The organism is Solibacillus sp. FSL R5-0691 (assembly GCF_037974225.1).
Taxonomy (GTDB): Bacteria; Bacillota; Bacilli; order Bacillales_A; family Planococcaceae; genus Solibacillus.
The window spans coordinates 2,185,914-2,206,912 of record NZ_CP150231.1; the positions used below are offsets into that span (position 1 = coordinate 2,185,914).

The 20,999-nt window shown below is 38.6% G+C and carries 21 protein-coding genes; 5 read left to right on the forward strand and 16 right to left on the reverse strand.

The annotated features are described in order from the left end of the window. Positions 1 to 6: 6 nt before the first annotated feature. The 6 genes from MKY51_RS11035 to MKY51_RS11060 all read right to left on the reverse strand — a co-directional run bounded on the left by MKY51_RS11035 (position 7) and on the right by MKY51_RS11060 (position 7,206). Complete coding sequence (locus MKY51_RS11035; RefSeq protein WP_339171986.1) at positions 7 to 993, reverse strand: ABC transporter permease; 987 nt, start codon at positions 991 to 993, stop codon at positions 7 to 9. Next, complete coding sequence (locus tag MKY51_RS11040) at positions 993 to 1,937, reverse strand: ABC transporter permease (RefSeq protein ID WP_339171988.1); 945 nt, start codon at positions 1,935 to 1,937, stop codon at positions 993 to 995. Before MKY51_RS11040 ends, MKY51_RS11035 begins: the two co-directional genes overlap by 1 nt. A 178-nt stretch (positions 1,938 to 2,115) precedes the next feature. Continuing rightward, a complete protein-coding gene (locus MKY51_RS11045; RefSeq protein ID WP_339171990.1) occupies positions 2,116 to 3,924 on the reverse strand; it encodes a peptide ABC transporter substrate-binding protein in 1,809 nt (602 codons plus the stop codon). 34 nt (positions 3,925 to 3,958) lie between these two features. Further along, positions 3,959 to 5,044, reverse strand: coding sequence for a dipeptide epimerase (locus MKY51_RS11050; protein WP_339171992.1), 1,086 nt, complete (start codon positions 5,042 to 5,044; stop codon positions 3,959 to 3,961). 13 nt (positions 5,045 to 5,057) lie between these two features. After that, the gene (locus MKY51_RS11055; RefSeq protein WP_339171994.1) at positions 5,058 to 5,852 is read right to left on the reverse strand and encodes a M55 family metallopeptidase; all 795 of its coding nucleotides are present in this window, start codon (positions 5,850 to 5,852) and stop codon (positions 5,058 to 5,060) included. Between the two features lie 307 nt (positions 5,853 to 6,159). After that, positions 6,160 to 7,206 (reverse strand): P1 family peptidase, encoded by a 1,047-nt coding sequence (locus MKY51_RS11060; protein ID WP_339171995.1) that lies wholly within the window; start codon positions 7,204 to 7,206, stop codon positions 6,160 to 6,162. Positions 7,207 to 7,732: 526 nt separating this feature from the next. Here MKY51_RS11060 and MKY51_RS11065 point away from each other — a divergent pair. From MKY51_RS11065 to MKY51_RS11075, 3 genes are all read left to right on the forward strand, one after another. Beyond that, positions 7,733 to 8,224, forward strand: a complete 492-nt coding sequence (locus MKY51_RS11065) for a 23S rRNA methyltransferase (protein WP_339171998.1) — start codon at positions 7,733 to 7,735, stop codon at positions 8,222 to 8,224. A gap of 103 nt (positions 8,225 to 8,327) precedes the next feature. Then, a complete protein-coding gene (locus tag MKY51_RS11070) occupies positions 8,328 to 8,528 on the forward strand; it encodes a CsbD family protein (protein WP_339172000.1) in 201 nt (66 codons plus the stop codon). 200 nt (positions 8,529 to 8,728) lie between these two features. Then, positions 8,729 to 10,912, forward strand: coding sequence for an EAL domain-containing protein (locus MKY51_RS11075; RefSeq protein ID WP_339172002.1), 2,184 nt, complete (start codon positions 8,729 to 8,731; stop codon positions 10,910 to 10,912). A gap of 28 nt (positions 10,913 to 10,940) precedes the next feature. On the opposite strand, the gene MKY51_RS11080 is transcribed toward MKY51_RS11075, so the two are convergent. The 6 genes from MKY51_RS11080 to MKY51_RS11105 form a co-directional block, all read right to left on the reverse strand. After that, complete coding sequence (locus MKY51_RS11080) at positions 10,941 to 11,591, reverse strand: dienelactone hydrolase family protein (protein WP_339172004.1); 651 nt, start codon at positions 11,589 to 11,591, stop codon at positions 10,941 to 10,943. Positions 11,592 to 11,604: 13 nt separating this feature from the next. After that, positions 11,605 to 12,168 carry a DNA helicase gene (locus MKY51_RS11085; RefSeq protein ID WP_339172005.1) on the reverse strand — a complete coding sequence of 188 codons (564 nt, stop codon included), beginning with the start codon at positions 12,166 to 12,168 and terminating at the stop codon, positions 11,605 to 11,607. Positions 12,169 to 12,397: 229 nt separating this feature from the next. Beyond that, positions 12,398 to 14,392: a transketolase gene (gene tkt, locus MKY51_RS11090; RefSeq protein WP_339172007.1), complete on the reverse strand. Its 1,995-nt coding sequence runs from the start codon at positions 14,390 to 14,392 to the stop codon at positions 12,398 to 12,400. Positions 14,393 to 14,531: 139 nt separating this feature from the next. Further along, positions 14,532 to 14,768, reverse strand: a complete 237-nt coding sequence (locus MKY51_RS11095; protein WP_079527868.1) for a DUF896 domain-containing protein — start codon at positions 14,766 to 14,768, stop codon at positions 14,532 to 14,534. A 64-nt stretch (positions 14,769 to 14,832) separates the two neighbouring features. Next, positions 14,833 to 15,489, reverse strand: coding sequence for a recombinase family protein (locus MKY51_RS11100; protein ID WP_339172010.1), 657 nt, complete (start codon positions 15,487 to 15,489; stop codon positions 14,833 to 14,835). Then, positions 15,476 to 15,823 (reverse strand): LysM peptidoglycan-binding domain-containing protein, encoded by a 348-nt coding sequence (locus MKY51_RS11105; protein WP_339172013.1) that lies wholly within the window; start codon positions 15,821 to 15,823, stop codon positions 15,476 to 15,478. The genes MKY51_RS11100 and MKY51_RS11105 overlap by 14 nt, the downstream gene beginning before the upstream one ends. 160 nt (positions 15,824 to 15,983) lie before the next feature. On the opposite strand from MKY51_RS11105, the gene lexA reads away from it, so the two are divergent. Beyond that, entirely contained in the window at positions 15,984 to 16,607 is a 624-nt protein-coding gene (gene lexA, locus MKY51_RS11110; protein WP_079527874.1) for a transcriptional repressor LexA, read from the forward strand. A gap of 83 nt (positions 16,608 to 16,690) precedes the next feature. Here lexA and MKY51_RS11115 read toward each other — a convergent pair whose 3' ends face one another. From MKY51_RS11115 to MKY51_RS11125, 3 genes are all read right to left on the reverse strand, one after another. After that, positions 16,691 to 17,386, reverse strand: a complete 696-nt coding sequence (locus MKY51_RS11115; protein ID WP_339172017.1) for a gamma-glutamyl-gamma-aminobutyrate hydrolase family protein — start codon at positions 17,384 to 17,386, stop codon at positions 16,691 to 16,693. A 116-nt stretch (positions 17,387 to 17,502) separates the two neighbouring features. Continuing rightward, on the reverse strand, positions 17,503 to 18,048 hold the full coding sequence (locus tag MKY51_RS11120) for a 5'-3'-deoxyribonucleotidase (RefSeq protein WP_339172019.1): 546 nt from the start codon (positions 18,046 to 18,048) through the stop codon (positions 17,503 to 17,505). 78 nt (positions 18,049 to 18,126) lie between these two features. After that, the gene (locus MKY51_RS11125; protein ID WP_339172021.1) at positions 18,127 to 18,834 is read right to left on the reverse strand and encodes a DNA alkylation repair protein; all 708 of its coding nucleotides are present in this window, start codon (positions 18,832 to 18,834) and stop codon (positions 18,127 to 18,129) included. A 243-nt stretch (positions 18,835 to 19,077) separates the two neighbouring features. Here MKY51_RS11125 and MKY51_RS11130 point away from each other — a divergent pair, with 243 nt between their 5' ends. After that, positions 19,078 to 19,494 carry a gamma-type small acid-soluble spore protein gene (locus tag MKY51_RS11130; RefSeq protein WP_339172024.1) on the forward strand — a complete coding sequence of 139 codons (417 nt, stop codon included), beginning with the start codon at positions 19,078 to 19,080 and terminating at the stop codon, positions 19,492 to 19,494. Between the two features lie 115 nt (positions 19,495 to 19,609). Here MKY51_RS11130 and glnA read toward each other — a convergent pair whose 3' ends face one another. After that, positions 19,610 to 20,944, reverse strand: coding sequence for a type I glutamate--ammonia ligase (glnA, locus tag MKY51_RS11135; RefSeq protein ID WP_339172026.1), 1,335 nt, complete (start codon positions 20,942 to 20,944; stop codon positions 19,610 to 19,612). Positions 20,945 to 20,999: the final 55 nt, after the last annotated feature.

The following is a 20,999-nucleotide window of genomic DNA, read 5'->3' on the forward strand; positions in this document are numbered from 1 at the left end:
TCCTCTTTAAACGTGATTTTTCGGATCTGCCGCATCAGCAAATGCATTCCCGATAATATAAAAGGCGATCGTAATGACACTCAGCACGATACTTGGGAAAATAAGCTGATAACGTAAATCCGGTGACATCATCAGTACGCGTCCTTCATTGATCAAGTTACCTAATGATGGCTCACTTACCGGCAATCCGAGTCCGATATATGTTAAAAATACTTCTGCGCCAATTGCAGCCGGGACCGCTAAACTCATTCGCAACATAATGACTGAAATTAAATATGGGAGCAGGTTTTTCAAGATGATTTTATAGCCGGGTGTTCCTAAAGTTTTGGATGCCAGATTATATTCACGGTCACGCAGTATGACGATCTGATTTCTCAGGAACCGCGCCATTTCAACCCATCCCGTTATACACATGGCGATAATGATCGTCGATATGCCAGGTCGCAAAATATACGCCATTAAAATGAGTACAATCGTTGTCGGAATATTATCCACGATATTGTACAGCTGGGTAATCGGTGCCTCGAGTTTCCGCGAGTAACCCCATAATGCCCCAACTGTAAAACCGATCAGAACTTCAATAATCGCTACTGCAAAACCGATAAATAAAGAAGTTCTTGTTCCTTCCCAAATTCGGGACCATAAATCCTGACCGATGGAGTTTGTTCCAAAGATATATTCATCATTAGGAGCAACATTCCGGTCCTGCATTCCAGTGTCCGGATTCAAATAAATTTGTGTGGGTGATTTTTGATCTGGCAAATAAGGTTGGACAAATGTAAATGCAATCAAGACGATGACAAAGACAAGTAAAAATACAGCAATTTTATTTTTCCTGAAGGAGCGGAAGGTTGAACGCCAATAAGAGTAATTGGAATAAGCTGTTTCTTCCGCTTTTGCATCATCGACAGCGGCAAAGTCAAACATGTGATCATGCAGCTGCTCTGTTGATTTTTCCGAAATATTCTGAATCTCTTTCGTAAAAATTCCCATTAGCGTACACTGTCCCCTTTCCCTAGTTTAATTCGAGGGTCAACAATTGCCATCAGTAAGTCCCCTAAAATTAAACCAATGATCCCTAGTGAAGAAAATACAAGCACTAAACCTTGTACGACATTGTTATCCTGGCGCTGGATCGCATCTACGAGCAATCCACCCATACCTGGTATTGAAAATAATGATTCAATATAAATCGAACCGGTAATCGTAAATAAAATCGTTGCAGGTAAATATTGCGCCATTGGGATGAACGCATTTCTCATCACATGGCGGAACATAATCGTACGTTCTGTCACACCTTTTGCCCGTGCCAGCTTAATATAATCCTTATTTAGCTCATCCACCATATAGCGTCGCATCCACATTGCATAGGAAGCAATCGGTCCAAGTGCCAAACAGATTAACGGTAAAATAAAACTCCGCGGATTGTATTCATCAAACAGCATCGGCAAGTTGAACAACTCCGAAATATACATTTGAATCATAAGGAAATATACCATCGCCGGTACTGCTACTACTATTACGATATAGCCTGTGCCCAGCCTGTCGAGCCAGCGCCCTTTAAACTGAGCCATCAAAATGCCCAGCGGTACACCGACTAATAAGGATAGTGCTACAGCTCCTAATCCGAACAATATAGAATACATCATTTTATCCTGAATAATGTCAAGTACTGGTACATCTGTACGGTATGTAATCGATTTTCCTAGATCGCCTTGAATAAGGTCGATGTAGAAGTTTTTAAGTTGGACTAATAACGGATCCCGTAAGCCCAGATTCGTTAAATAAATTTCCTGCTGTTCTGGCGACATTTTTTCTGCTGCTGCGCCTAAATAGCCTTCATCAGGCATTAATCGTAACAGGGAGAAAACTATTGTCACGATGATAAATAACGTCAATATGGATTGCGCGAATCGTTTCGCAATATACTTTAACAAACACGTTCCCTCCTCAGTAGTTCCTCGGTGTAATGACGTCCGGTGATTGTTGGTCTCAAGCGCCAATTACTCCTTAATAAATCCGTAACATCGGTCGAATAAAGTTTATAAAAGCAGAAAGGAGATGCAGAAACATCCTGTCATCTCCTAATCTACCTCCATTTAAAATGCCTTCGTATTAATTAGAAGTGTTTGCTAATGCTTCTGCACGTTCTTTTTCCCATGCTTCTTTAGCAGACTTGAATTCTTCATTACTCATTGGCTTCTCTAGGATAGACTGACCTTTAAACTTCTCGGATGTAACACCAAATGGCGAATATTGTGATTCAAATGGATTTAATTTTGAAGCAGTATAACCGCCGCCGCCTACTGCGTACGGGATAACAAATGCTTCCTCAATTAAAAATGCCTCTGCCTTTGCAAACAGTTCATAACGAACAGCCGGATCTACTTCTGCTTTTGCAGCTTCAACTAGCTTATTATATTCACTGTTATAGCCTTCAGCCATTTCCGGCTTGTTATATGTTCCGCCTTCTGAAAATGGATCTGTATACGTTGATGGGTCAGCAAAGTCCGGACCCCAGTTTGCTTCAAGCATCGAGAACTTACCAGGGCGACGTACTTCACTAAGGAATCCTGTCGCAGGACCTGCATACAGTTCCACATCGATATAATCCGCACCTAAAAGATTTTCAAGCTGTTGTTCCACTACTTGTGAACGGTTAGCCCATTCCGGTGAACCAGAGTTGTAAGGTAACAATACCTTAACTGGGAATGTAGCTTTCCCGGCTAATGCAGCCATTGCCGCTTCTTTATGCTCAAGCGCTAGATCTTTGTTGAATGAATCTGTTTCTGTAATCTCTTTTAATGGCTCAAGCATTGTGTAATCTACACCTTCAACATCCACGAAGTTTTTCGGTGTAATTGTATTAGACAGTAAATCTTGCGGGTTGTAAGGCTCAATCGTTAACATTGCCGATACACGATCAAGTGCATGATAAAGCGATTTACGGAAATCTTTATTGTTTACCGCTACTTTCCAGTTTTCAGGCTCATACTCTGCATCATATTGCGGATCAAAGTTTAATGCATAGAAGTATGTGTAGAAGTTATTTGTGTTTTGGCGTACTAAGTCTTTTTTGTCATCACTGTTTAGCCATTCATCCAAAATTGACGTCGGGATTAATGCCCCGTCAATCTCATCGCGTAGGAACAGTTCAGGTGCAACTGTTGCGGCTTCTTTATTGTACTTATAGCGGATACGATCGATTTTCACTGTTTCTTTATCCCAGTAAGCATCGTTTTTCACAAGTACACGCTCATTTTGAGGTTCGAATTTATCTAAAATATATGCGCCGTTATATAAAATATTCTCACGAGTCGTTCCGAATGCCTCGCCTTTTTCAGCTAAGAACTCGCCGTTTACAGGGAAGAAACATACGTAGTTCAGCATCGATAAAAAGTATGGTGTCGGAGCTTCCAATGTATATTCAAGCGTTGTTTCATCAATCGCTTTAATACCTACTTGCGAGAAATCCGTTACTTCGCCATTGTAAAAAGCATCACCATTTTTCACGACTGTTGCAATCCACGCTGTCGAAGATTCGTTCTTCGCATCAAGCACATAATTTAAGCCATCTACAAAGTCCTGTGATACAACATTTTCTACATCTTTTCCTTCATGGTCTACCCACTTTACGTCATCACGAAGTTTGAATGTCCATACAGTTGCATCTTCATTGGATTCCCAGCTTTCTGCTAATCCTGGCTTAACAACGCCATATTCATCATATTCTATTAATCCTTCTACTAAATTCGCCGATAATGCAAATTCATTTGTTTCTGCTGTTTTTAAATAGTTCAGTGTTTTAATTTCACCTGAGTACACTGTTCGATATTCCGATGTTTCACCAGAATCCGATGAATCACCACAAGCTGCGAGTACGAGTACGAACATACAAAGTAATGCTAACAAAGATTTTTTCAAAGTCATTTCCCCCATTTCTCTTTTCTATCTTTTTCTATTTGGCTAAATAAGCCTCTATGAATAACCCGATACCGGGAGCATCGGTCATTTGAATGTTTTCCCCTTCGAAAATCGGCCCCCCTTCAATTGGATCTTCACTGCACAAACTTGGTCCATCTAAATCGACCATTGTGACATTTTTGCTTGCTGCAGCAAAATGGGCAGCTGCACTGACACTGATTTTTGTTTCAAGCATACAGCCAATCATACAAGCGATACCATTTGCCTCTGCAATGTGGTTAATTTGCTGCGCTTTAGAAATGCCCCCTGTTTTCATCAGCTTAATATTTATTAAATCCGCGGCCCGCTTTTCAATGACCTCGATCGCTTGCTTTGGAGAAAATACACTTTCGTCTGCCAAAATATTTGTATACGTGTTGTTTGTAATATATTGCATGCCCTTTATATCACTATAATGGACAGGCTGCTCAACGAGTTCGATAGCCGCGCCTTTATCCTCAAGCTGTCCAATAATTTTTACAGCTTCTTTTGCTGTCCATCCTTGGTTGGCGTCAACCCTTAATGTAATATCAGGTCCTACTGCTTTTCGAATTGCCATGACCCGTTCAACATCTTCTACCGGATTTTTTCCGACCTTCACTTTTAAAATGGAAAAGCCCCGTTTAACAGCCGCTATACTGTCTCTCACCATCTCATCGGTTTCATTCACACTAATGGTGATGTCCGTTGTAATATTCTTTTTGTAGCCGCCCAGCAATTTAAATAGGGGAGCATTGTATTGTTTCGCCCATAAATCATAAAGCGCAATTTCGACCGCCGCTTTAGCACTCGTATTCTGGTAGAGACACGCATCGACCTTTTGACAAAGCAGTGCAATTTCATCAATTTCAATTCCAATAATTGATGGTGCAATCACTTCTTCTATTGCATAACGGATTGAAGAAAGGGTCTCCCCTGTAATGACATGGGTCGGCGTAGCTTCGCCAATACCGATCAGCCCGTTGTCGGTATAAATTAATACGGCAATATTTCGTATACTATGTACTGTGCGTAAAGCTGTTTTAAATGGGGTAATAAGAGGAGCCTCGACAATCCCCACTTCAACCTTTGTTATTTTCATAAATTCACCTGCTTCAAGTTAAAAATTGTAACAGTCTCAACACTTCAAAATAATCGTTCGTTTCGAAATGGACTGTATTATGCGGTTTAAATGTTGCACCTGGATAAAATGAATTCCGGTAGGCTTTAATATGATCTTTATAAATAATTTCCACTGTAAAGTGTTTCGGCAACTCTATTTGAAGCTTTGTACGTTCGATCTTCATTGCCCGTTCTACAAGCTGTTTCGTCTGTTTTAATGTTGTTTGCGGGCTTACATTGATTGTTGCATGACCGATTCCCTCTTTTGTTGCGAAGGTGACGATTTGGTCATTATATCGGGCGATATGTTCCGCCAACGCCTGATCTCCGCTGACAAAAGCAACCGGTACATCATGGAGGGCTGCTGCATATGTATTTATTAAAAACTCACTGGCATATTCGCCGTTTATTTTGACATCGGCCAATAAACTTAGTGTATGGGCCAAAGGATTCTTTTCACTGCCGCCTTCACTGTGATAGCCGATAAAAATTGCCCTGTCAAAACTGCTGTCCAACCCCGCAACCATACACATCGGCTCTTGCGTCCAGCCACGAATAATTTTTACATTCTCAGGCAGATTTTCAATCAAAATATTTCGGCCGGAATCATGCGCATCTTTCAAAAGGATTTCCGTAGCGCCACCTGCAAATGCCCCTTCAATGGCGGCAAGCACTTCTTTTGTCATTTGTTTTTGAAACTGGGCGTAATCCGGAGCGTTCAGTTCCGTTTCACTCCATACCGTTGTGCCGGTTATCCCCTCGATGTCTGCACTTATATACACTTTCATTTATAACGATTCTCCTTTCATTGCTATTTGTTCATCAGTCTAGAATAATAATTTCAAAGATTTAGATTTTTCAGTCTTTTATTTATAATCTATAAAATACCATACTTATTTCGATTGTGGAAGTTTTTTCTAATAGTTTTCTAAATAAAACTTTAATTTTTCATCGCGCTAATACCTTGATAAATAGCAATCTTCTACAATAGATTCAAAACATATTATCCCCATAGTATTATATTTTCATAAGAAAAAGCCTTTTACACTGATATGGTGTAAAAGACCCACTAAACTTCTTTATGAAAAAAATACATTATTCGACAAAATTATAATTTTCGACTTTGTTATTATTTCTGCCCGTTGTCGTAGTAGCTTGCGACAACGAATTCAAGATGGCTTCTTCTGTCGCTTCAGCAGCTGCCATAAACAATGCATTCATCACGTCATGATCTTCCCTAATTTGCTGTCGACTTTCCAGCTCTCCATCGAATTGATGCTGTACTGTACGAGCTGTTGTAAAACCGATGACAATATCTCCGCTTCCATGGGAAAAGTGGCTGCCTGTTCTCCCCAACCCTATTCCGCAACGTTTTATAACTCGTTTCAACTGCCGGCTGCTTAACGGTGCATCTGTCGCCATTACGATTATAATAGAGCCGTCTGTAGGACTAATTGTCGATTCACCGTTGGCAGCTGTCACCTTATACCGGTCTTTCAAAAATTCGTTCGCCTTGCCAAAGTTACTAAGTACGAGGCATCCGACAGTATACTTTTGTCCAGCCTTATCTTCAACAATACGTGATGAGGTCCCAATTCCTCCTTTATAGCCGAAACAAACCATACCTTTTCCCGCTCCGACAGCTCCTTCTTCCACAGCATCTGTTTTTGCTCGCTGTATCGCTTCAACGGCGTGTTCAGGTTTTACAGGAAAATGACGGATCGAGTTTAAATGGCTATCATTGCATTCACCGACAACGATATTAACCGTACCGGTCGAAATTCCTATCTCATCATTCTGTTCAAGTAAATACTCGAGTGTCCCTTGTGCTACATTCGGTACTCCAAATGTATTCGTAAGCATTATGGGCGACTCGATTACACCTAGTTCGTCCACTTGAATAAGACCGGTTGTTTTTCCGAAACCGTTCAATACATAGCTCGCCGCTGTCACCTTTTCCCGGAACAGATTACCTGGATGCGGTAATATAGCGGTTACTCCGGTACAGGCTGCATCTCCTGCATCATTTAATGGATAATCCAATGTCACATGTCCGACGCTTACACCTTCAATATCGGTTATGCAATTTTTATACCCTGAAGGCAATTGTCCAATCGTTATACCTAGTTCACGTACTTTCATTGTCGATTCTCCTTTATTTATGTATTCCGTTTCATCGTAAACAAGTTTTTCCAAAAAGAAAACAGAAAAAAAGATACGTCCTACTACCAAGGCCGCATCTTTATTATTATTTGAACCGTTTTTGTTTTCTATTCCTACTTTTCAATCATGCTAAATTATATTTCCAGTATTCCTCTTGTCCAACGATCAACAAAGCTTTCAAAAGTAATGCCGTATTTGTTATATACTTCATGATAAACAAAGTAAATTCCAAGTTTGTCTAGCAATTCATCATTAATCCGCATAAAATCACTCACTTTCGATTATTTAGATGATGGACTTTTCAGTACCAAGCGATACGTATCTATTTCTAATCATACCCACAGTTGCAAACGTTATTCATGAACAGTAAAAACAAACATTTTCGAAAAAAGGAATTCTGTTAAACGAACTGTTACAAATTTTTCACAAACTGTTTAAAAATCGGTACGAATCTTTCACCGCAATTTAGTAAGATGAATGAAATGACGACATTGGAGGGACTCTAATGAGAAGATTTTTCGTAGTATTCTTTACTTCAATTTTGTTGGCTGGATGTGGTGATACGGTAGCAGATTTAAAAGAGGCGGCAGCAGGGATTAATTCAAAAGCGAATGAAGCAGCTTCTGCAATTTCAATCGATGTTCATTCCGTTCGAGCTACAGAAATCAAATTCGACAATCAAACTTTTACAATTAACGAGCTATTTAAATCTATATTACGCGATGTCCAATGGGAATATGACGACAGCGGGAAAACCAAGCTGTTGAAAATCTCAGGTACTTGGCAAGATAATGGATTATTTGCACAGCACTCATTTTCTGCCGACCATAAAGATCGGCTAAAAGAACATGGAAAAGTTGAAGTAATACTTTCATTTAACAATTACAAAATTGATGAAACAAAAACACAAGCAACATTGAACATGGATGGACAGCCATTGATAAAAGAAGCAGGTCAGGAAATCCTACATCACTTTTATAAAATCTACATAAAATAAATATATTGGTTATTTTGCTTAAATCCGACCTTTCTATCCATTTTGTTTAGCAATAATATATGCGGGAATATATATACCATCTAAACATTTAGGAGGTCATATTATGTCAAACGGATTTACAGATAAACTCAAAGGAGCAGGAAACAAAATTAAAGGCGAAGTAAAAGAAGAAATCGGCAAAAATACTAATGACCCATCTTTACAAGTTGAAGGTCAACGCGATCAGCTAAAAGGGGAAGCACAGGAAAGAGTTGCTGATGTGAAAGATAAAATCACAACAAAAATCGATGAATATCGAAAATAGTTTTACAGAAACTAGTAATTTTTATATTTACTAGTTTCTTTTTTTTGCGTTAAAATAGTTAATATACTCCATTTTATGATAAGTACTTTTGGCTTATATAAAAGGGATTTTTTTATATTAATATAATACCACTTTCATTTTATAGGAATTTTGTTATACTTACTTTAAAATACACACTACTTTTTAAAGGGGAAGTTAGAATGACCATTGATCAATTTATACCCCTATCTAAAGACCGCTTATTTAATTGGCTAAAGACCTTAAGTAACCAGCTTTCGAAAGGATCGCTCATCATTGATATAAATGATGAAAATTTATCTATTTTACATGCTAATTCACAGTTTCTTAAGTTTACATCATTCGAAATGAAGGAATTATTGCATCAAAATATCAGTATTTTTAATGGACACAGAACGAATCAAACATCTATTGAAGAATTAAATTTACATTTAAAATCAGGTGTCGCAAAAAAATTCACGATTTTGCATTATACAAAAAAGGGATCCGCTTTTTGGAACTCGATTACACTGCATCCGATTCGAAATGAAGATAATATCATTCAATATATTTTGCTAACTTGCGAAGATACGACTGAAGCAGAGTTAAATAAAATGGTCTATAAATTGGAACATGAAGTGTATGAAGCGATCGATCATGAGGATAACCTGCAATCGATTTTAAATTTAATTACCGAGAAGATTGAACTTTTTTACATTCGTGATGTCTATTGTGCCATTCATATTTTTAATGAACATGGAGAAATTAAATCGTTAGGTACATATTCATTGCCACAGAGGATTCTCAGTCAACTAGACATATTAGAAATTACCCCTAATACGAATCTGAATTCGAATGCGGTTTATTTAAAGGACTTTGCACAAGAAGAGCAACAGATCGATCTTTTTACACAGTGGGACCTTAATGTTGTTCATGGTTCATGGACAAAGCCTATTTTGACACCTCAAAATGAAGTAAGCGGCATTTTGACACTGTTCAATCAGGATGCAACAGAGTTAAAGCAAATAGATATCAATTACTTAAACCGATTGGCCTTGCTGATCCAATTAGCAATTAAATATGCTGAACAAAAAATTGAGCTTAGCAGACTCGCCTTCTTTGATGTCGAAACAAATTTACCGAACCTCCATTATTTTAAGTCAGAATTATCTGAATGGATTAATGATGGTAATTCGGGAATAGTCGCGATCCTGCACCCTACGGAATTTAATAAGGTGGTTGATTTGTATGGCAGAAACGCAGGAGCCGATTTACTCCGTCAAGTGGCAGATCGAATGCAAATCTATTTTCCGGAAAATGATTCACTGATTTCGCGATTTTCAAATTCGCTTATTTTAGGGATAGTTGACGAAAAGGATTGCTTCATTACGTACAATCAGCATCTTGAATCGATCACTCAATTACCTTATATCATTGACGGTAAAGAAATCTATATTACTTTAAAAATCGGTTATACGGTTTTCAATCAGTCGATGACAGTCGAACAGAGCATTCACCAGGCTGATATTGCCTTATCCAATGCACAAAAACGTACTGGGACAAGCTATTCCATTTATGAAGATAATAGTACGAAAGAATTGACGGAAGAAATGGATATTCTCAATCAATTGGCTTATGGGCTTTTACATGAAGAGTTCGAAGTTTATTTGCAGCCTAAAATCAACTTCCAAACGATTGAAGTGGAGGGTTTTGAAGCACTATCTCGCTGGAACTCAAGCAAACTTGGTTTTATTTCACCGGTAAAATATATTCCGATTGCCGAACAAACCGGTAAGATAAAAGCGATTGATTTACTGAATTTCAAGCAGATCCTTATTTGGCTTCAAAATCGAATCAATGAGAACAAAAGAATATTACCGATTGCACTCAATATTTCTCCGGACCATTTCTACGATCCGGATTTCCTGCAAAATATAAGTGACATCTTTTACAAATATAATGTCCCGCCACATTATATAAAACTGGAAGTAACGGAAAGCATCGAATTGGTGGATTTCAAAAAAGCAAAAGAAATTCTGAATCAATTAAGACGTATGGGGATTGAGTGCTCAATCGATGATTTTGGAATCGGCTTTTCTTCGTTAAGTTATTTGCCGCAGTTACCCTTTTCCGAAATCAAAATCGACCGAAGCTTTGTCAGCGCAATGAACGAACCTGGGATGTATGCCATTGTACAAACGATTATCCAATTGGCGAAAAACATTCAAATGCGCCCCATTGCTGAAGGAATTGAAACAGAAGAACAGTTGGCAATGCTTCAACAACTCGGCTGTCCTGCTGGTCAAGGCTATTATTTCTACAAACCGATGTCTATTGCCGAAGCAGAGCAATTGCTGGACACGAAAAAAACAGCTGACAGGAAGTAATTCACCTTTCTTCCGTCAGCTGTTTTCTTTAGTTTAAATTGTTGTCCGGTAAATCTTGCGATAGGAATGCGATTAAATCGTGCAGATTTTGCTCACTTACCCCATGCCCTACCGGATACGTTCTAAATGTTACATCCGTGCCATAGTCATTGAAAAATCGGACGGCATGCTCTGCCCAATCAATTGGAAAATCATAATCATATTCCCCGTGAGAAATAAAGATCTTGGATTCATCCATCGTCTTTTTACTATATTCAAGTGCAGCGAACTCCGGTAAATAACCGCTTAATGCTGCTGTTCCACGAATGGCATTGCCCATCACCATTGCAAGTGACTGTGCAACCGCTGCCCCTTGATTGAAGCCGACTACATAAATTTGTTTTTCATCCAAATTGAATTCCCAAATCGCTTCTTTAATGAATAATTCAATACCTTTCAGTACTTTATCAAAGATTGCACGATTCGGTTTACCCTCTTCTTCGAATGTATAAAATGCATAGCCGGGACGATGCTTAATCGGTCCTTGCAGGCTGAAAATATGACAATTAGTTGAAAACGAATCAACAAGTTGAAGTAAATCGTTTTCATCGCTCCCTAATCCATGCAGTAAAAAAATAGCAGGTTGCTTATCTCCATCTGTTTTAGGTGCTTTGTGTAAATAAATAAATGGTGTATTCATTTTAAATCTCCTTTTAAGAAAGCGTCATTTTATTGACAAGCTGATCCGTATAATAAGCCATATAGCCATCCAGCATTTTGATTGTTTCCTCGATATCGCCTTCTGTTAAAATGTTTGCATTTTTAGCACAGGCAACTGTTAAAAAGTCAATACGGTAGGCATGCTCAACAGATGCATAGGCATAATCGTATATTACATCTTCATCTTCGACCTTTAATGCGTCATATTGCTGGTGGAATGCTTTCTTATAATCGTCCATTTTCTCTCCGACACTGTTGCGGATTTGCATTTGCTGGGCCATTAATTCATTTTCGATATAGGAAACAGTAGGCACTTTTCCTGAACTGAATGTTGCTCGAACAAGATCTGTCCACGCCATTTTATTTTCCACATAATACGCAATATTTAACATTAGTCGATCATAAAAATCAGTCGTCGAAGTGGAAGAAGCTCTTTTTTCATCGATATTTTTTTGAAGCATTGTTTGGAATTTTTCAAGATCTGCTTTATTCGATAGGTAATAAAGTGTCTGTTCGATATATGTAGTAATTTCTTTTTGCTTATTTTCTGCTGTCATTATTCATCCACATCCTTCATCTGATACTTCCATATTTCTTTATTATCGTACCATTCCTTCAGTAAAATCGCACGTTACCCATTTTTTTAGTATGGGCATATTGTATCTGAATTTGCTCTTTTTGCCAAAGCTTTTTTCTTATCCTTCAATATTTGGCCTGAATTCCGACTGGTATAGAAATGAAAAAATGCCACTTGCCATAGTAGACAAGTGACATTTAAGCTTCGAATTAAAGTGCTTTTACTTTCGCAACTACATTTTCTACTGTGAAGCCGTATTCTTTTAACACAATTTTCTCTGGAGCCGATGCACCGAATTTATCAATTGCCAATACATCGCCTTCAAAGCCAACATATTTATGCCAGCCAAGAGATGCGCCCATTTCAATTGCTAAACGCTTCGTTACAGCTTTAGGTAATACGGATTCCTTGTATTCCTTCGACTGTTTTTCAAAACGATCCATTGATGGCATTGATACAACTGATGCGTCAATTCCTTCTGCAAGCAATGCTTTTTTCGCTTCCACTGCCAAGCCAACTTCAGAACCTGTTGCAATTAACAGAGCATCCGGAGTTTCTTTAGCAGAAGCTGACACAACATATGCGCCTTTTTCAACACCTTCGTAAACTGTCTCTGTAGCAACATCCAATACAGGCAAGTTTTGACGGGATAATACTAATACAGTTGGTGTTGATTTGCTCTCTACAGCTAGTTTCCATGCTGCTACAGATTCATTTGCATCTGCAGGACGGATCACTGAAAGATTCGGCATTGCACGTAATGATGCTAAATGCTCAATCGGCTCATGTGTAGGACCATCTTCCCCTACTGCAATTGAGTCATGTGTAAACACATATGTGACCGGTAATCCCATTAATGCAGATAAGCGGATGGCTGGACGTACATAGTCAGAGAATACAAAGAAAGTACCGCCAAATACATTTAATCCGCCATGTAATGCCATACCGTTCAGTGCAGCACCCATTGCAAACTCACGAACACCAAACCAAATGTTACGGCCTTCCGGAGTTTCAGCAAAGAAATCGCCAGCGCCTTTAATCGTTGTTTTGTTTGAGCCTGCCAAGTCAGCAGAACCACCAAAGAATGATGGCGTTGTTTTTGCAAGAGCATTGATTGCATCACCAGATGATGAACGAGTAGCTACTCCAGTACCTGCTTCATATACAGGTAACTCAGAAGCAAAGTTCTCCGGTAATTTATTTTCCATTGCATTGACAAATTGCGCAGCCAATTCAGGATATTCGTTTTTGTAGCTTTCGAATAACTCATTCCATGCTGCTTCAGCTTGTACACCTTGTACTTCACTTGCCGCTTTGAATGTATCATATACTTCATTTGGAACGCAGAATGGCTCATGCTCCCAAGCGTATGCAGCTTTTGTTAAAGTAACTTCATCAAAGCCTAGTGGAGCACCGTGTGAATCTGATTTACCAGATTTGTTAGGAGAACCAAAACCGATAACCGTTTTCACTTCGATTACAGTTGGGCCACCAGTATTTTGTTTTGCTTTTTCAATAGCAGAATTAATTTCAACAATATCTGTACCGTCAGTAACTTTTAAATAGTTCCAGCCGTATGATTCGAAACGTTTTTGGATGTTTTCCGAGAATGACTTTTCTAAATCACCATCTAGTGAAATGTCATTTGAATCATATAGTACAATTAATTTATCCAACTTTAAGTGACCTGCAAGAGAAATTGCTTCTGCAGCAACACCTTCCATTAAATCTCCGTCACCGCATAACGCGAACGTATAGTGGTCAACAATGTCTTTACCAGGCTTGTTGTATGTTGCAGCCAAGTGACGTTCAGCCATCGCCATACCTACTGACATTGCAATACCTTGTCCTAATGGACCAGTTGTCGCTTCTACACCAACTGTATGACCATATTCAGGATGTCCCGGTGTTTTTGAATTCCACTGACGGAAGTTTTTAATCTCTTCCATCTCTAAACCGTAGCCACCTAGATGCAATAAACTATATAAAAGCATGGAACCATGTCCAGCTGATAATACAAAACGGTCGCGGTTGTACCAATTAGGATTTTGCGGGTTATGGCGTAATTGCTTCGTCCACAATGTATAAGCCATCGGTGCAGCACCCATCGGTAAACCTGGGTGACCTGAATTTGCTTTTTCAATTGCGTCGATTGATAGTGTACGGATTGCATTAATTGCTAACTGATCCATCTGTTGTGTCATTATGTGACATCCTTTCCTCGTACGATATTTATACATTTTATAGTGTAGACAAATTTTCACAAGAAAACAATAATTTCTAAAAACGTCCCATAAAATATGTCATACTTTATATTAAATGTGACATATTAATGAAATGTTGTTAGTTTAAGAACTTCTTCTGTGATTTAATTTGTTTTAATTTTTCAGGTGTCACGTCATTGCCTTCTTCATCAATTACTTTCACATGCTCGATTGTATCGCGCATTGTAGTACGGAAAGTATCTAAATATTCTTTGCGCAGTGCTGTACGTTCCTTCGCCTGCTCTTCCGTCAATTTGCCCTCTCTCGCTAATTTAGAAAGCTCATTAATGCGAGCTAATTTTTCTTTTGATAACATTTGAATCTCACCTTTCTTCCTACCTACTACAAAGGTATAAAAAAAACGACTTGAAAACAAGTGTTTACTCTTCAAGTCGCTCCATATATTCAATATATCTTCTATGTACAGTCGCTTTACTGATAGAAATGCCCAAACCTGACAAAGTCGTAGCAATTTCAGCAAAAGTTAACCCTTTCTGGCGTAGCTGAACAATTTCTTCGACAGGCACTTCTTTTCGTTCACGTCCTTCAATATTGCCACGGTTTTTCAAATTGTTTTGCGGCTGGTAACCATTTTCTACAGCACGGCGCATTCCCCGGCGAATTTTCGCATTATGCATACGACGCTGATACTCTTCGACAATCGCTAAAATTTCGAGCAGCATTGTATCCATTTCGTTTAATACGACAGGGCCTGCATCATTTAATGTATATACTGTCGCTTCATATTTTTGCAATAGATGAAGAACCGCCATCCGGGCATTCCCGCGTCCTAAACGTGTTTCGTCCTGTACAAATAGTGCTTTAATGCCGTACTCTTTCATATAGTCAAGCATGTCGAGCAATCCGTCTCGATCAACATCATAGCCACTATGCTGATCATTGAAAATCTCCACATCTTTATAGCCGAATGTTTTTGCGTATTTTGTCAGCTCCTCCTGCTGACGTACTAGTGATGTTTCTTGTGTATTTTTATCCGTGCTGACACGGCAATATATTACTGCTTTAGTTTTTATCATTGTTCCCTCTCGCCACTTTAATCGTTTGCATATCGGAGGATTCATTCAGCTGAGCAATGTATTGTGAATTTTTTTCTACAGGTACAACCAATACTTGTCCTAAAACAACTTTTTCATCCAGCATTCCATTTTCCTTTTTTACTTCATTGATCCAATCATGCTTAGCCATTTTACCACGATATTGTTCTGCCAACGACCATAAAGTATCGCCATGTTCTATGCTTACGTGTTCGTATAATTCAATTTTATCATCCTGCATCATGAATAAAACCATCATGAGTACAGAGAATAGTAGAAACATTGATGTGAAGCCATTTAATTTACCTTTTTTCATTAGAAAAACCCTCTTTCGAATGTATGTTCGGAATGTTTGTTCTCATAATAATACGAACATATGTTTTTGTCAACCGTTTTTTCGAACTTATGTTTGCATTCATGTTCGCATACTGCTATACTTACCTTAAGAAAAATAGCATGATAAAGAGGTGAGTTAGTTGACACAAAAAATTTCAAAACGGCAGCAAGCTATTCTAACTTTTATAAAAGAGGAAGTTCGTGCTAAAGGCTATCCGCCATCAGTTCGCGAAATTGGAGAAGCAGTCGGTTTAGCTTCCAGTTCAACTGTCCACGGGCATTTAGCTCGTTTAGAAAGTAAAGGGCTTATCCGCCGTGATCCTACAAAGCCGCGTGCCATTGAAATATTGGACCAGGAAGAGATGAACATCGCGAAACAAGGCGTCATTCATGTTCCGTTAATCGGTAAAGTTACAGCTGGTCTGCCTATTTCTGCAATCGAGGATATTCAGGAATATTTCCCGTTACCAGATGCTTATGGCTCACCGGAAGAAGAATTGTTTATGCTTGAAATTATGGGAGAATCCATGATTGAAGCCGGTATTTTAAATGGGGATTATGTCATCGTTAAAAAAACGTCGACTGCGAACAATGGAGAGATTGTTGTAGCAATGACGGAAGACGATGAAGCGACTGTCAAGCGCTTTTACAAAGAAAAAACTCATTTCCGTCTACAGCCTGAGAATAGCTCAATGGAACCGATCATTGTCAACCAGGTTTCTATTTTAGGTAAAGTAGTCGGCCTCTATCGAAATATCCATTAATTATAAACTTGCCATTCTAATAGAATCGGCAAGTTTTTTATTTTCAAACTAAAAAGCCCAGCCGTTGACGACTGAGCTTTCCATTATTTATTGCATGCTTCTACAAAGCTATTAAATAAGCGCTGTGCATAAACGTCTCCAATTGGAGCCAACTCTTCCGGATGCCATTGTACCGCGACACAATATGGATGCGTTTCATGTTCTATCCCTTCTATGATCCCGTCTTTCGCAATAGCCGAAACGACGAGCCCTTCCCCAAGCTTTCCGACCGATTGATGGTGAAATGTATTGACACGGAATGAGTCCTCTTTAAAAATTTCTTTAAATTTGGATGTCTTTACTTCAACCGTATGTGCCAATTCCCCGCGCTTTGAAGGTTGTTTATGTAAAATTGTATTCTCCACTTGAGATGGGATATCCTGAATAATCGTCCCCCCAAATGCTACATTCATAATCTGTTGTCCGCGGCAAATTCCTAGAATAGGCATTTGTCTTTTATAGGCCTCATTCATTAATAAAAGATCGCTGTCATCTCGTTTTCTTACAACACTTCCAATATGGCGGTGCGGTTCTTCATTAAACAGCAATGGGTCGATATCGGCTCCCCCGATTAAAACAAGGCCATCGATTATATTTAATAATGCATCCACGTTTTCTTCTGTAGCATTCGGAATACAGATGGGAATACCTCCCGCCTGTTCAATTGAAGTCAAATACGCATTGTTAATATCCAATTTCTTGTCAAAATCATACATTGTTAATCCAATCATCGGTTTCATTATTTCTATCCCCTTAAAATTTATAGATAATTCCAATAATTTAAATTATACTATTTCGTTATACTAAATGACTACAAAAATAAAAAAAGGATTGCATCATCGCAACCCTTTCATTATTAAACAATTTCCATTTGTTTAATAAAGTATTCTTTTATTTCTTTCCAGTTATGGACACGCATAAAGCCTTCTTCTGAGCGATTGTACGGCATCGAATATAAAATCCCCGTTCCCTTGAATGCCGTTAGCTGACGCGGACTGTCATCAATTAAATAATCGGTATGTATAACCGCCTTATTACCGCAAAATACAATATTCTGCGTTTTAATAAAAGGTAAATGCTCCATTAACCACTCGTATTTCGCTGTAAATGATCCCGGTACATCCATAGCAGCTGTCGCAATAAAAATTTCATAATGCTCCTGCAGATCTTGAATAACTTCAATTGCGTCTTCATCCAACACTTTTAAATCCCTGAAATAGTCCGGCTCATTTAATAAAGAAAACAATTTTTTCGCATCTTCTCGAGGCAAATCACGCTGTGTTGTCTGAAGAAACTCTTCATCTGTAAAATTTGTTCCGAAATTTTCGTTATATGTAACACGTAATTTCGAATAAAAGTCAGCTAGCACCTGGTCCATATCGATAGCAATACTTTTTTTCATGTAATAAGCCTCCTTGAAATTTCCTGATTTTAGTTTATACAATTTTATTGTGAAAAAACAAGGTATAACTCTTTACAATTAACAACGTACATATTTGCGTTTAAAACCGATCCGCCCTTTTTCCACCTGCTTTTCAATTTCCGCATAAGCATGGAGCAGACCCGGTTTTTTCCCTTCACGTTTCGTTTCAATTGGACCGATTTCGTTTGCAATTTGCATGGCTTCTTCATGTAAAGGTTTAAATGAAACACCAACCGTCATGACAAAATTGTTCATCGCCACTTGAGTGCGTTGAGGTGCCTTATGGATATTTTGTTTTACATACACAAGCATACCCATTAACTTTTCCTTTGAAAATTCCTCGTCTTTACGATTGCCTAACAGCCAGCAGTAACAATGCCAACCCGCCGACATTTTCAGATCTTCACCACTGCCAATCCATTTATCGCTTACTTCTTGCGCAATATCGGATTCCGCCAATGTTACGGCAACTACATAATCAGAAATCATATAGAAATAGGCCTGCTTTATCCAGCGTTCATAATCTTCCTCAGTCATCGCTTTCGGATCTGCAATGATACCTGCAAAATACATTGCATCATAGTTGCCTGTGGCATAGAGTTTTTCAGCCAGGTCCTGATCTATTTTTATTTGTTTTACGAACGGTTTCATTGAGCCGATCGTTACACCGAACAACGGCTCCTTTGCTCCATTGGACATATAGATCTTTTTCGTACGTTCTTTTCCAAGAGCCTCTAACTCTTGCATCATTGTATCGAGTTCCATAATTTCCTCCTCTTACATTAGTAAAATTATTTGTCACTTACTATTATATGATGTAATCGTCCGTCATACATAACGTTCTTCTCAATAATCAGTACAGTTGATTCCTATTCTATTTTAAACAGTATTTGGTTAATATATACAGCACCAATAGGCAAGATTCAATCTCCTTTTTAAAAATTGGCAAATTATTTAACCGCATAATAAAACAACCTCTGAACAGAATAATTTCAGGAGGTGATATTGATGTCAAAAAATAAAAACAACATCAATAATAAAAACGTCGAATTCGGTATGGAAACGGACGTTAATCAAGTAAAGCAGCAAAACCAAAAAGCTGAAGCTAAAAAGCAACAATCTTCTGGTTTATTTGCTAACAGCGCTTTACAAAAGCAATCAAGTTCCTTGAATGCTGAATTCGGGATGGAGACTAACGTAAACAAAGTGAAGCAGCAAAACCAGCAGGCTGAAGCCAAAAAGCAACAAGCTTCCGGTTTGTTCGCAAACAGCGGTTTACAGAAGAAGCTTTCTTCAATGGGCGCTGAGTTCGGCATGGAAACAGATGTTAACAAAGTGAAACAGCAAAACCAGCAGGCCGAAGCTAAAAAACAACAAGCATCGGGACAATTTGGTAAGAACAAATTCCAAAACGGCAATAAATAAAACAGTTTAGAACCGGCATGTTATTGCCGGTTTCTTTGTCATTCATTATGTGAAACAGACCTCAACATCATACTACGCAAAAAAGCGCCGGAGTTTTTGCTCCAGCGCTTTCTTCTTAGTACATTTTCATATATTGGTCGCGTTCCCACTGATGGACAGTTGAACGGTACATGTCGAACTCAATTTCTTTCGCTTCTTTAAAGTTAGCATAGATGTGGTTGCCTAATGCTCGTTGAACAACTTCATCTTTTGCAAGTAAGTTTAAAGCGTCGTCTAAAGCTGCAGGCAAGTTATCGATGCCGTTTGCTTTACGCTCTTCTTCACTCATCACATAAATGTTGCGGTTGATTGCTGGTGGTGGTGTTGATTTTTTGCGAATTCCTTCAAGACCAGCCTCTAAAATTACAGCCATCGCCAAATATGGATTTGCTGATGGATCGACCGAACGAACTTCTACACGTGTTGAAATGCCGCGAGAAGAAGGGATACGGATTAATGGTGAACGGTTTTGTGCAGACCATGCTACGTAACATGGTGCTTCATAACCTGGTACTAAACGTTTATAAGAGTTTACTGTCGGGTTTGTAATTGCCGTAAAACCTTGAACATGGTCAAGTATACCTGCCATGAATTGCATCGCTGTTTCAGATAGACCCAATTCAGTAGATTCATCAAAGAAGGCATTTTCTTTTCCATTAAACAATGAAACGTTGAAGTGCATTCCTGATCCGGCTTCACCGAATAAAGGTTTTGGCATGAATGTTGCATGTAAACCGTGTTTACGTGCAATTGTTTTAACAACTAATTTAAATGTTTGGATATTATCACAAGCTGTAATTGCATCCGCATATTTAAAGTCAATTTCATGTTGTCCTGGTGCTACCTCATGGTGAGATGCTTCAATTTCAAAGCCCATTTCCTCTAGTTCCAATACGATATCGCGACGGCAGTTTTCACCTAAATCTGTCGGTGCCAAGTCGAAATAACCGCCGTGGTCATTTACTTCCAAGCTTGGTTCGCCTTTAGCGTCCAGTTTAAATAAGAAAAACTCCGGTTCTGGCCCTAAGTTGAAATCCGTGAATCCTAGCTCTTTCATTTCCTTTAATACACGTTTCAGGTTGTTACGTGGATCGCCAGCAAATGGTGTGCCGTCCGGATTGTAAATATCACAGATGAAACGTGCTACTTTCCCTTTTTCAGCTGTCCATGGGAAGACCATGAATGAATCATAATCCGGATATAAGTACATATCTGATTCTTCAATACGCACAAAACCTTCGATTGATGAACCATCAAACATCATTTTATTGTCCAATGCTTTATCTAGTTGGCTCACAGGAATTTCTACGTTTTTTATTGTTCCTAAAATATCTGTAAACTGTAAACGGATGAATTTTACTTGTTCTTCTTCTACTAGACGTTTAATATCGTCTTTTGTATATTTGCCCACTAAATTCCACACTCCTAAATTTGTTCAGTACCGATTTTACTCGATCTTTTATAAT